Raw genomic sequence first — 12,331 nt, 5'->3', positions numbered from 1 at the left:
GTGAGTTGTGACAGCCTGAAACAGCGGGCGCAGGTCGCTCAGGCTGCAGCCGCGTGCTGGAGCGGCAGACCCAGGGCGGGCCAGATCCAGACGGCGAACGCCAGCAACAGCGCCAGCATGATCGGCAGCAGTGCAAGCGCGAGCTTGAGCAGTGCGCGATCAAAGCGACGGCGCGTCACGACTCGCTCGGCCGTCGTCTCGCTGCGGGCAAAGAGCGCGACCGGCTTGGCGCTGATGGCAAAGGTCTGGCAAAAGCCGCTACCCGCGACGATGAGCAGGATCAGCGCGACCGGGTTGAGGCCCGTGGCGGCCAAGGGCAGCGCCAACATGGGTAGCAACACGACTGCCCGCGCGGTACGCGACACGATCAGCAGATGCGAGAGCAGCGCTACCAGGGCAAGCGCCGCCAGCAACACCATGTTCGGTACACCCAGGGCGAAGAGGCCGTGCTGCAGAGCGAGAGCAACGCGCTGAGCCACGCCGCTGTCGACCAAAGATTCGCCGAGCACCAGCGTGGCGGCAAGAAAGAGCAGCAGGCTCCACTCCACCTGCTTGAGTGCGCGCTTCAGGCTGATGCCCGACAGCGGCTCGAAGCAGGCCGCCAGCGCGGCAAGCAGCGCCACTACGCTCATGCTCAGACCGTGCATCGGTGTACTGAGCCAACCCAGTACGGCGAGTACGGCCACGAGCAGGACATAAAGCTGCGCCCCGGACAAGGCCGGCTGCGCAGACTCGGGAGTCTGTGAAGACACACCGCGACGCAGTTCAGACGCGCTGAGAAACATGAAGCTGATGAGCACAACTGCCGCCACGCAAGACACGATCGCAAATGGCGCCATCAGCCAGGTCCAGTGGGCGAAGCCCAGGGTCGGCATGCCCAGGATGCGCATGTATTCCAGCGCCACCAGGTGCGCTCCGGCCCCCAGTAGTGATCCTGCCGCAGAGAGCAGAATCACGGTCGGGAACAACAGCGTCAGCGCAAGACGTGCGCGGCGGCTGGGCAATTGCCGCATCAGACTGGCATGCATGGGCTGCAGCAGCGCAGCGCGGGCTGAGGTGGATGGCACCACCCACGCGGTTGCTGCGACAACCACACTGGTGCGGATCAACACCCCGCCAAGCGAGCGTGGCCCGCGAAGAGCGCGTTGCGTCAGAGCCTGCGCCAGCCCGCACTGGATGACCACAGCCGCCAGCACGAAGGCGCCAAGCAACAGCCAAATCAGGCTGTCTCCCAAGCTTTGATGGAAGCGTTCGACGGACACGCCCCCGGTCACCACGAGGGCCAGCGCCGCAGCGATGGCCACTGCCGTGTCGTCTGCATCGAGCAGGGTCCACGCGATCATCGCCAGCCCGAACATCAGCAGGCTCAGCCGCGCCTGGTGAGACCAATCGGCCGGCAGCGCCCACACACCGGCGCCCAGCAGCACCGCCAGCCCGCCCGCCTTGAGCGCAGACCGCAGAGCTTTGCGGCTCGTGGTGGTTCGTGGGATTGGGGCTACCAGCGCGACGTCGGGCTGCGGCTTGACGGCGCTGGCGGATGGCAAGGCTGAGGCGCAGGAGTGCATGGCGGGGGTCTCGCTTGAAAAGGCGTATGACCCCCACAGAGCCGTGACAGCCCGAATCAGGACATCAGGCCTTCAAAAAGCTCGTAACCGGATGCATCCGCTGACCGGCGCGCTGAAAGCCAAGGAGCGCAGCATGGGCTGTGCTCCCTGGGCGCCACCTGCAATGGCTCGGCCGTTCAGCCGCCAGTCACGGGCAGGGTGCGGGTGGTGGCGGGCTGGTGTCGTTGGCTGCCGATCCAGCGTCGAGCGCCGGAATCGTTGAACCACACAGGCGCCCGCTACGGGCAAGCAGGCGTGCCGTGACGTCTTGCGGCAGCAGATCGCGCGGGGTCGGCCGGCTCGCGAGCACCAGCGTGGCGGTCCCTGCGACCAACGGTGTGGCCATTGATGTACCGCTCCACGTGGCATAGCCGCCGCCAGGGAAGGTGCTGATGATCCGATCTCCCGGTGCGGCGATTTCCACCCAAGGCCCGCGATTTGCCAAGGGGGACAGACTGCGGTTCTGCGCAGATGCGGTCACTGAAATCGAACCGGGTACCGCCTCTGCCGCCGGGTACTGCAGTTCGGTGGCGCTGCCTGCGTTGCCTGCGGCGGCGGCTACAACAGCGGCAAACCGGTTTGCACAGCGCACGCGGTCGTCATCGAAGCCCGGGTCGCTGTAGTCGATATCGTCTTCGTCGTCAGAGAAGTCGCAGTTCGCGATCGCCGTCGCGACCTGCAGCAGCGTGGTGGGGCGTGTGGTGGCCAAGCTCAGATTGATCACGTGCGCGCCATCGTCAGTGTTGGGGTCACCATCCGGATCAACAGCCCAGCCCAAGGCTTCGCTGAGCACCCAGAGGTTGCCGCGCCCGCGCTCATCCAGCACACGCACCGGCATGATGCGGGCTTGCGGTGCGACCAGGCTGACAAGGCCGCTGACGTGCGTGCCATGGCCAAAGCCGGGCTGTGCCGGCGTGCCGCCCTCGGAGGGGTCTGCGTCATCGTCCACGAAGTCGCGACCCAGCAGCGCGCCACTGGCCGTGCGCGCCAAACGGCTGGCCAGCGCAGGGTGGGTGAGGTCAATCCCAGTGTCGAGTACCGCCACACGGATGCCTGCACCCTGGTTTTGTGCACTGGCCAGACGGATGGCCTCTGGCGCCCATTGGGTGGCATACGTTCCGGCATCACCGCCCACCGCCCAAGGCACCAGATGGCGACTCTCCGGCGTTTCGCTTTCTGCATTGGCCTCGGCAAAGCGGACACGCGCGTCGGCGCGCAGTCTCGTGACCAGGGCGTCAATGTTGGTGCCCGGACGGGTACGCAGACGCCAGATCGGCCGCTTGCCGAACTGATCCACCACCGTCAAGTCGTAGGCCGATGCGAGGTCTGCAATCCGCTGACCCGTCAGCAGCTGGACCACGACTTCGTCAGCCACGGTCGCGCTCGGCGCGGGTGCAGGCACCGGCGCCGGGGCGGGCGGTGACGGTGCGGCGCCGGCGCCCCCACCGCCGCCGCAGGCGACGAGCGTGGCCAAAGCCAGCGCCACGGCAAACGGGCGGCTCAGACTGACGAGCGGATCAAGGGTCTTGGAGGCCATTCGCTTTTGAGGACAGGCAAGGGTTGAGCAGATGCCCTACAGAGCGGCAGACCCGCAGCTTGATACATGCGCGCAGCACGTACCCGTTACCAGACGTAAGTCTAGGCATGTACGGCAAACGCGGCCCACCAGAAGGGGTGCGGATGCTGGCCAGCCAGCGCCCGCTGGGCCTGCTGCAGCGCCTCGGGTTCAGCGATGCCCTGCGCCAGGGCGCGATAGAACGCGCTCATGAGCTGCGCGGTCCGCGCATCATCCACCGGCCAGTCGCTCGCCACAACTTGGGCTACACCAGCGCGCCGAAGCGCCCGCACCAGCCCGAGACGTTCGCTGCCGCCCGCACGGCGTGCCCGGCCAGATTCGCAAGCCGACAGCGTGACCAGACGCGCGCTCGAACTCGCGCTCTCGATGTCATGTACGGTCAGCGCGCCATCAGCCACATGCAACGCAGAAAACGCGGGGTTGTCGGATCGGAAATGGCCGTGGCATGCCAGATGAAGCACGTCCGCCTGCCGGAACTCCGCAAGCAACGCGGCCCGGGTGGCCTGGGCGTCGATCAATGCATGGATCTCAGTCGCACCGCCATCACCCAAGGCTGCCGACACAGCGTCCAGCTCGCCGCGGATTTCGCCGAGTTGCGGGCTGCTCACGCCGGCCAGCGCCGCGCGGCGCAGGGATGCACGTGCATGTGCGCGACTCTCCAGATAGTCGCGGGCGCTTGATCCGATCACGAGCGCATGACGCTCGATCAGCCAAGCCTCGCCATCATGCAGCGCGGCAAATGGCAGGTTTTCCAGCGCCACCGCTGGCAGCACGACCACCCGCTTGCAACCAGCCAGTGACGCGGCGATCGGTTGCCAGAGCGTCTGATGCAGGCGCTGCAGATGCTTGCGGATGCGATCGAGCAGCTGTTCAGCATGCGCGGGCCGAAGAGCGAGGCCGTGCTGCAGGCTGCTGAGCTGGAAACGCAGTTGCTCGATGCGATCGGCCAGGTCAGCGGCCGGCACGCGTTGCAGTTCATGGCCGTCGGAGGTCCAGGTGCAGCACAGCAACTCGTCATCCAGCTGCATGTACGAGACGATGCCTTCACCGCGCTCGAGGTGTGCGGCCGACGCACCAGGCCATTCGCCAGCAGCCCAGGCGGACTGCGGGTCGCCACCTGCCTGCGCGCGACGCTGGACCTCGCGCAGACGCCGTTCCAGGGACTCCATGGCGCGCAGCTGGCTGGCGTCCGGCCCGGCCCGGCCCTGCATGAGCGACTGCATCAGCGCTTGCTGCTGCCAGGCGAGCTGCTGGCGGAGATCAAGCAACTCGTCGGTGGCGGGGCCACCCGCCGTTGCACGGCGCGACGCCTGGGTGCGGATCCGCTCAACGGCATCGAACACGCGCCGCGCTGCGTCGCCCGGCAGGCGCAGTGCAACGCGGACACGCCCGATGTAGGCCGCTTGCCGGTCGCTGCCGTAACTGACCTGAAGCTCGTCGCCGGGCACCTGCGCACGCTGCGCCTCGAACAGATTGATTGCGCTCTGCCAATGTGCATCGGCCTCATCCCACTGACCTGCTGCAAACGCAGCGGCACCGAGGGCCGATTCGGCGCGTGCAGCCAGTTCTGGCGCTTCAGCCGCTTCAGCGCGCAAGCGCTTGAGCAGCGCGCCGGCTGCAGCGTGCTCGCCGTGCTGATGAAGCGCGAGCGCTTCCACCAGTTGCGCGCCCAGCGCCCACGGCCGAACCCCCGCGGATTCGAACACCTGCCGACTGTCCGCCGCAAGACCCGCCGCCGTGGCGTCTGCCTCGCCCGTACGGAGCAAGAGTTGCGCGCGCCGAAGGTCCACCAGTGCCAGACCGATCGGGTTGCTCTGGGCGGCAAAGGCAGCGCGAGCCTCGATCAGGTCGGCCAGCGCTGCTGCGGGCCTGCCCTGGAGTACGGCGGCATCGGCGCGCCAGGTCAGCGCCCATGCCAGCTCGATGCCCACACCTTGTGCACGGCGATCGTCAACCACCTGCGTGTAGAGCGTTTGAGCTTCCGGAAGCAAGCGCAGCAGCAGGTAGGCATCGGCCAGCACGCGACGGGCTTCGTTGAGTTGCTCTCGTGCGCCAGTGCGCTCCGCGTCCTGCAAGGCTGCCTGCAGGTGTTTCAGGGCGCTGCCGTAGCGCTCACGGTTGAGCTCGAGCTGGCCTCGCGCCAGCGCGATCGGCCCAAGGAGGGCATGCAGTCCATGCTGCAGTGCCCGCTTTTCGGCCCGTTCGTACATGGCGAGCGCATCGCTGAAACAGGCCTGCCACGTCAGCACGATGGCCAGACCGGTGTCCGCCATGACGGAATGCTTGTGATCGCGCAGGCGAGCAAACCGCGCAGCCGCCCGGCGGTAGTACATCGCCGCCGGCTCGTACTGATCCTGCCGCAGATGCATGGAGCCGAGGTTCAGCTCGGTCTTGGCCGCTGAGACCGCGTCGCCCACCTCGAGGAAGACCTGCAGCGCTGCGGTGGCGAGGCTGCGTGCCTCCTCGTGCCGCCCAAGCATGGACAAGGCCGCGAGCTGCGGCAGCTGCGCCTTGACGGACTCGCGGATGAAGCCCATGCCATCGAGCGCCGTACTTGCGCGCTGCAGGCATTCTTGTGCGGCTGCGACGTCGCCCTGCCACAGGCGGGTGAGGCCCTGGGTCCAGTCACGCAGCGCATGCACGAGGAGGTCCTGGCTGCCTTCCGCCAGGTGCGCAAGCCGCTCGGCGGCCACGGCACATGCGCTGGGCTGACTGGCCCAAGTCTCAACGCAAGTGTCCTTGAGCGCCCAGGCCTCGGCGCGGACCTGCGCCGGCTCGGCCGGAGCCGCGTGCCGCCCATCCGTCAGTTCAGCGTGCATCAGTCTCAGGCGACGTCGATCGCAGGTAGCTCGATGGCTGCATCCGTCAAACTCAGGCGGAGCACGAGCTCGCCCGAAGCAATCGGGCCGAAGCGGAACTCGCCCAGTTCACTGAGGACCGCATGGCCCAGCACCTCGCTGCCGAGCTGCAGCTCGACACTGCCTTGCGCTTGCGGACCCAGAACCTGCCCGGCCACCTGCCACTGCGCTTGACCGGCGTCATCCGCCGGGGCGGGCATGATCCGCAGGTCAATATCGTGCGACTCAACGGTGAACAAGAGCTGGCGCTGGTCTGTGGAGACGGAACGCAGCCCTGCGGCCAGAGGACCTGCCAGGGCGCTGTCGAAGCTCAGTACGGCTCGCAGCACCTCAGCAGCCCGTGCCAGCCCGGACACCGGGGTGCGCTGGAACACACCGATCGCCCGCTCGATCACTCCGGGCGGCGCATCCTCAAGACTGCGGCTTTCTTGAAGGGCGCGCTGCAGTTCGTCGTCCGTGAGTTTTTTGGCCAGGCTCATGCTTGATCTCTATACATATCAGTCGGCGGATGCGCCACAGAGCGGCATCCCCGCCGGGAAATACATGCGAGGTGGCCGACTCACGACAACCGGTCCATGGCGGCGCGCAGCTTTGCAATGCAGCGCGCGCGCGTGGGCCCGATGCTGCCCTCGGCCACCCCCAGCCTCGCCGCCAGCTCCTGATAGGACAGCGCGGGGTCCTGCAGGAAGGCCAGCACGATGAACTCGCGCGTACGCTCATCGAGTGCATCCAATGCGCGCCGAAGTTGGTGATGAAGCTGCAACGACTCAAGCACCTGCTCTGGCAGGGGGTCGGGGTCAGGCACCTGTTCGATGGGCTCGGGCGCGTCGTCGTCCCGATCGGCACCGGCCAGCGCCACAATGCGGCGCCCCTGCTCCAGCGCGCGCAGGCTTTCGCGCTTGGCGGTGGTCACTAACCAGGCATGCAGCCGTTCCGGGTCGGCCAGCCGGTCGATGTGCTCATACAGGCGCGTGAATACCGTCTGGAAGACATCCGCGCTCTGCGCCTCACTCAAGCCGGCGCGCCGTGGCACGGTGTAGATCAGCCGTTGGTAACGCTGCACGAGCTCGGCCCATGCGCGCTGGTCGCCCTGGCGGCAGCGCGCCACGAGCGCGGCATCCAGCTGGCTGGGGGTCATCGCATCAGGCATCAACGGAATGTAGAAGGCGTCCGGTCCATGGATGCGCCGGTTGGTGCGCATACAAGGGTTAGTCAGGAGCCGCGTGCCGGGGGCCCGACATGGCTTGAAGCCCCGGGGATAGCCCCAAGCTGCACGCGATGCGCAAGCTCCTGGACTGGAAACGCCCGCTGTTCTATCTGATCCTGCCGATCCTGGTGTTTCTGGCCTTTGTGGGCTTTCCGCCGCCATTCCCGCCCACGCAGCCGCTCAAACCCACGCAGGAGCAGTCGGAGCCCGCGGAGAAAAAACGCAAGCGCTGGCGGCGTCAATCACATCTGGTCAGCAGCGGTTAGTTGCAATTTCGGCCATGATTTCACAAGAGATCAATTCAGCTGAGACGTCCACCCGATATGCGGAAAGTGGCATGCAAGCTCCGAAAATTCTTTGCATATCGGCCATCTGAGGCATCAGTCACGGCGCAGCCTGCTGCCGATACGCGCTCGGCGTGGTGCCCGCATGCTTGCGGAAAGCGGCGTTGAATGTGGCCTTGGAGGAGAAGCCGGAGTCCAGCGCGATCTCCAGGATGCTCTGGCGGGCGTAGGCCGGGTCGCGCAGGCAGCGCTGCACCTCGCGCACGCGACGCTCGTTGATCAGGTCGTAGAAGCTCTGGCCCAGGCGCTGGTTGAGCACGTAGCTCAGGTGGTGGGTGCTGGTCTGCAGCATCTGCGCGAGCGTGGCCAGCGAGAGGTCGTTGTCCAGATACGGCCGCTCGGTGGCAAGCAGCTCGTCCAACCGCGCCTGCAGGGCGGCCCAGCGGGCTTCGTCTTCAGCGCTTGAGCTGGGGGCGCCAGCAGATTCATCCAGCGCGCGGGCTTCGCGGCCTGCGGTCTGGCTTGCCGCGTCGTCTGCGCTCTCCGCCAACCCTTCGTTCAACCTTGACTCGGCTGCTGCGCCTGCCTGTTTGTCTTCAGGCTCGGCCTGCGCCACACGCTGCGCGGTCGTAGCCGCTTCAGCAGCCGGCTGGGCAATGGCCAACGCCCCGGCGGCGGGGCGTGTGTAGTCCTGGCTTGCGCTGGCGCGCGCGGGCGCCGAAGCGGGGTCGGGCGGATGTGCAAACGTTGGCGAACTCGATTGTTCGGCCAGCACGGCGGCCGGGGGCGCGGGGGGTGCAGCGGGGGGCACACGCGGCTCGCCAGCCAGCCGACGCACGGGCGCAGGTGGCGGTCGGCTCGGCAGCGGTGGCGAGGGCGGATGCGGGTCGATCGGCTCCAGCAGCACAGCCGGCTGGCGCAGGGCCAGCGTGGCCAGCACCGCCACGCCCACGGGCACATAGAGCGTGTCGATCAGCAGCGCCACACTCGGCCCGCCCAGGCGCGCAAGCAACCAGAGCAGCAGCAGCGCCGGCAGACAGGCGATGAGCGTGCCCAACCAGCCCATGCGGCGCTGGTCGATATTGGAGTACTGCGCGAGCAGGCGTAGACGGTAGTTCTGCAGCAGCAGCCAGGCGGCCACGCCATAGGCGGCCCACTGCAGGGCGAGCAGCGCGCTGAGGAAGCCGCTGGTGCGTTGGCCGGCTTCGGCGCCAATCTGCGCATGCGTGCGCCAGAACTCGGCATCTGGGTGCATCAATCCAATGAGGACGAGTGGCGCACCCACAACCAGGGCCGGCAAAAACTGCAGCACCACCTGCCAGCGCGCCAGCGGCGGCGCAGAGAGCAGATGCCGCACATACATGAACAGCGCCGGCGCCAGCGCCGCCACGCTCCACGCTACGAAGCCCTGCCACCGCAGCAGCGCGGCGTCGGCCCGGGCACCCATGCCGATCGACTCGCTCACGCCCATGCAGGCCATGCACAGCAGAAACAGCGCCAGCCAGCGGTGCGCAGCGCGGTTGTGGCGCTGCGCCAGCACGAGCACCGCATAGGCCAGCGCCAGCGCAATGCCGGCGGTGAGCACATGCTGCGCAACTCCGGTGCTGAACATGGCGGCTGCGGCGGAAAGCAGTGGACCGTAAGCCGCGGCTCAGCGCTGCGGCGCAGGCGGGGGGGCGGGGATGCGCGTTGCCGGCGCCCCAGCGCGCTGCACCGGCACCGCGGTCACGCGATCGCCCGCCGGGACGCTGCTGCCGTCGGCCAGGCGCACGAGGCCAACCTCGACACGATCGGCCTGGGTGCGCACGGTGCCATAGCCGGTGGCCACGCGGATCACGTAGCGGCCGGGCTCCAGGCGCGCGCGTTCCGGCGCGCGTTTGCCGGTTTCGGACAGCGGGCGTTCAGGCGACTGCATGAGACGCGGACCGAGATCGGTGCCTGCCCGTGTCGCCGTAGCTGCGGCAGGCGGGGTGGCGGCGGCCGACGATGCTGCTGGTGCGGCGGTCGCGGCACTCGCTTGCGCGGGCTTGCGGCCATACACCGACCAGATCACGCCGGCGAAGGCATCAAAGGTGTCAGTGCCGATGCTGCTGCGCGTGGCGCCGGTGAGCCCGGCGTCCAGCCCGCCAGCCAAGCGCGCCAGATTGGACGCACGCGCGACCCGCCGCTGAGAGGCCTGAGGATCCAGATCGATCACCTGCAGGGCATAGGTGCCGGGTTCGGTGATCTCGACTTCAAAGAGCGCGTAGTTCTCCTCGGGCACCTTGATGGCCTGTATGCCGCTGCCGTTGGGTACGACCAGCGGCGTGCTGCAGGCCCCCAAGCCCAGGGTGGCCACGAAGGCCGCGCCCAGCGCCTGAGCGCCGCGTCTGCGTGTGCGGTTCCAACCTCTCATCGCGTGCTCCCTCTGTGTTCTGTGATCGCTCGGATCGGTCTCTCGATTCAACGTGCCGTGGCGGGCACGATGCTGCTCACAACGGCGGCTGCAGGCTGGGCCGGCATGGCGGGCACCACGCGTGTGTAGCCCTGACCGCTCAAGACCCGAACCGGCTCGCCAATGACAAAGTTCAGCTTGCCCGGCACCACAACCGACATGATCTTGCCCGTGTCGAGGCGGACCGACAGTTCCGTGGCATCCGTCTGGCTCAGGCGGTCTTCCACTACGCCGCCCACAATGGCTCCGGCGATGCCGAACAAGCCCGCATTGATGCTGGCGCCCCGGCCCTTGCCGATGCCGCTGCCCACGCCGCCCCCGGCCGACGCGCCGATCAAGGCGCCCACCCCGCTGCCCTCACCCTGAATGCGCACATGGCGAAAGGCGAGGATGGTACCGGCCTCTTCGGTCTGGCGTTGCATGAGCTCATGGCGGCTGTATTGGTCGTTGGCCGGCATGCTCATGCAGCCGGTGGTGAGCAGAACGCTGGCGACTGCAGCAAGAGCCAGCGCGGGACGAACGAGTTGGGAATGCATGATGGACTCCTAGATGCGGATGGAACACAGGCCTGGGAATGAAGTGACGATTCGATGGAATGAACAGCCGGCGCAGCGGGGGCCAGGGCCGCGCCCTGCCCCGCTGCCGGGTTGCACCGATTCAGAAGCTGAAGCGGGCACCGGCGGTCAGGCCGTGCGCTGCTTCCTTCTCGCCTTCCAGCGACAGGCGGCGCCAGTCGTAGCCGGCGGTCAGCGCCAGTTGCGGGCTGAGCTTGTAGTTCACGCCCACGCCGACCACGGGCGTGGTCTTGCGCTGCGAGACGCTCTCGCCGCCCACGCCGGGGATGCTGACCGAACCCGTGGTCTTCATCGACGCGACGCCGAGCTTGGCGTAACCCGAAAAGCCGTTCATTTCCGGCGTGTGCGCCAGACCAGCCACTTCAAAGCCGGTGCTCTTGAACTTGCCGCTGATGGTGCCGAAGGGCGGCTGGTTCACCGAGGCCTTCACGCCCCGAAAGTCCACGTAGCTGCCTTCCAGGCTGAAGGTCTCGTTCAGGCGCTTGCCGATCGTCAGGCGGCTGGTGGTGCCCGTCTTGTCGCAGCTGGTCGTACCGCTGCAGTCGATATTGACGCGACCGGCGCCGAGATCCACCCCGGCGTACCAGGGATCGGCATCCTTGGCGCTTGCGTTGCCTGCAACACCTGCAAAGGCGAAGGCGATGGCGGCGGTGAGTTGGGCGATGGTGAGTTGCTTGGATTGCATGGAAGTGCTCCTGGGTAAATGACCCGCCGGGTTGGCGGCGTCGGTGGAGGCACTTTGCGCAATCCCGCCCAAAACCTCGTCCGAAGCGTTCGGATCAGACGTCTTGGCGTCTGAATGGATCGATCGGACGAGCAACTGAAGTGACCAATTAAAGGGCAGATCGCTTGTCTGGTGCGGATTTTCAGGCAATTTGCTCTGGAGAGGCGCTTGAATACTGGATCTGGTACTTCGAATGCAGCACTGATACGCCTTTTCACGCGCTTGTTGCCAGATCCAACCCGAAATTGCGGTCTGGCGCGCCGCGGGGACCGAAGCCGGCCAAATCGCCCCAGTCCTGCGCCAAGAATTGCGCCCAGTGCAACGCACGACCGGTCTCATGACAATGCCTGTCAACGGCCACACGCACACTGGCATGCTCGCGCCGCCGCGTCCCGCACTCCACACGTCACCATGCCCCTGATCGATATCTCGCAATCTGTGGTCGAACGGACACTCAGCGCCGCACGCACACGCTTCTTCGAGGCCGGATTCGACCCGGACTTCGTCCCCCAGGTCGCCCAGGCGGCCGGGCTGCTGGTCAGCGAGATTGAGCGCCACTTCGGGGACGGGCATGGCCTGATGCGTGCGGTGATTGAACGGGAGGCGGACGCCATCCGCATCGGTCTGCCCCTGCTGCCACGTACAGAAGCGGAGTACTGGCAAACAGTCGTGACCTACGGAACCAACCTGCTCGAATTGCTGAATCGGCCGGAGGTCATCGCTCTGGATCGCTTGCTGCACGCACAGGCGCTGCGTGACAACGGGCTCGGGGCCGTGTTCTTCGAGTGCACCTATGGCCGGTGTCTGCAGGAGATCCACGAGATGCTGGCCTTCGGGCAGTCTGCAGGCTTCATCCGGGATGGCGGCCCACCCGAGCACTTGGCGGAAATGCTGCTCGCCGCCTGGGAGGGCATGGCCTTCCCGCGCGCACGTCTCGGCCTGACCACCCGCCCCTACCCCGCGCCCGAACACTGGAGCGCGGCCTGCGTGTACACGCTGTTCAAAGGACAAGTCTGGTGAACGGCAAGCAAGATCACCCGGGTTGGCGCTGACGCCAACTGCAGCCCGG

The 12,331-nt window shown here is 67.2% G+C and carries 11 protein-coding genes; 2 read left to right on the top strand and 9 right to left on the bottom strand.

Annotated features, from left to right (window positions below):
* Positions 1-38: 38 nt before the first annotated feature.
* The 5 genes from ACMDW7_RS02755 to ACMDW7_RS02735 form a co-directional block, all read right to left on the bottom strand.
* Positions 39-1,544: an SLC13 family permease gene (locus ACMDW7_RS02755; RefSeq protein ID WP_377305790.1), complete on the bottom strand. Its 1,506-nt coding sequence runs from the start codon at positions 1,542-1,544 to the stop codon at positions 39-41.
* A 208-nt stretch (positions 1,545-1,752) separates the two neighbouring features.
* Positions 1,753-3,141: a S8 family serine peptidase gene (locus ACMDW7_RS02750; RefSeq protein WP_377305792.1), complete on the bottom strand. Its 1,389-nt coding sequence runs from the start codon at positions 3,139-3,141 to the stop codon at positions 1,753-1,755.
* Between the two features lie 101 nt (positions 3,142-3,242).
* Complete coding sequence (locus ACMDW7_RS02745) at positions 3,243-5,999, bottom strand: CHAT domain-containing protein (protein ID WP_377305794.1); 2,757 nt, start codon at positions 5,997-5,999, stop codon at positions 3,243-3,245.
* Positions 6,000-6,004: 5 nt separating this feature from the next.
* Entirely contained in the window at positions 6,005-6,517 is a 513-nt protein-coding gene (locus ACMDW7_RS02740) for a hypothetical protein (protein WP_377305796.1), read from the bottom strand.
* An 80-nt stretch (positions 6,518-6,597) separates the two neighbouring features.
* Positions 6,598-7,239: an RNA polymerase sigma factor gene (locus ACMDW7_RS02735; RefSeq protein WP_414859598.1), complete on the bottom strand. Its 642-nt coding sequence runs from the start codon at positions 7,237-7,239 to the stop codon at positions 6,598-6,600.
* 77 nt (positions 7,240-7,316) lie between these two features.
* Here ACMDW7_RS02735 and ACMDW7_RS02730 point away from each other — a divergent pair, with 77 nt between their 5' ends.
* Positions 7,317-7,511 carry a hypothetical protein gene (locus ACMDW7_RS02730; protein WP_377305800.1) on the top strand — a complete coding sequence of 65 codons (195 nt, stop codon included), beginning with the start codon at positions 7,317-7,319 and terminating at the stop codon, positions 7,509-7,511.
* Between the two features lie 118 nt (positions 7,512-7,629).
* On the opposite strand, the gene ACMDW7_RS02725 is transcribed toward ACMDW7_RS02730, so the two are convergent.
* The 4 genes from ACMDW7_RS02725 to ACMDW7_RS02710 form a co-directional block, all read right to left on the bottom strand.
* Positions 7,630-9,141 (bottom strand): helix-turn-helix domain-containing protein, encoded by a 1,512-nt coding sequence (locus ACMDW7_RS02725; protein WP_377305802.1) that lies wholly within the window; start codon positions 9,139-9,141, stop codon positions 7,630-7,632.
* A gap of 39 nt (positions 9,142-9,180) precedes the next feature.
* A complete protein-coding gene (locus tag ACMDW7_RS02720) occupies positions 9,181-9,924 on the bottom strand; it encodes a hypothetical protein (protein ID WP_377305804.1) in 744 nt (247 codons plus the stop codon).
* A 47-nt stretch (positions 9,925-9,971) separates the two neighbouring features.
* The gene (locus tag ACMDW7_RS02715) at positions 9,972-10,499 is read right to left on the bottom strand and encodes a hypothetical protein (protein WP_377305806.1); all 528 of its coding nucleotides are present in this window, start codon (positions 10,497-10,499) and stop codon (positions 9,972-9,974) included.
* Between the two features lie 121 nt (positions 10,500-10,620).
* A complete protein-coding gene (locus tag ACMDW7_RS02710; RefSeq protein ID WP_377305807.1) occupies positions 10,621-11,223 on the bottom strand; it encodes an outer membrane beta-barrel protein in 603 nt (200 codons plus the stop codon).
* A gap of 450 nt (positions 11,224-11,673) precedes the next feature.
* On the opposite strand from ACMDW7_RS02710, the gene ACMDW7_RS02705 reads away from it, so the two are divergent.
* Positions 11,674-12,282, top strand: coding sequence for a TetR/AcrR family transcriptional regulator (locus ACMDW7_RS02705; RefSeq protein ID WP_377305809.1), 609 nt, complete (start codon positions 11,674-11,676; stop codon positions 12,280-12,282).
* Positions 12,283-12,331: the final 49 nt, after the last annotated feature.

The sequence above is a fragment of the Piscinibacterium candidicorallinum genome (assembly GCF_047549485.1).
Classification (GTDB): Bacteria; Pseudomonadota; Gammaproteobacteria; order Burkholderiales; family Burkholderiaceae_C; genus Piscinibacterium; species Piscinibacterium candidicorallinum.
The sequence above is the reverse complement of the archived record's forward strand: the minus strand, read 5'-3'. Positions and strand labels throughout refer to the sequence as shown.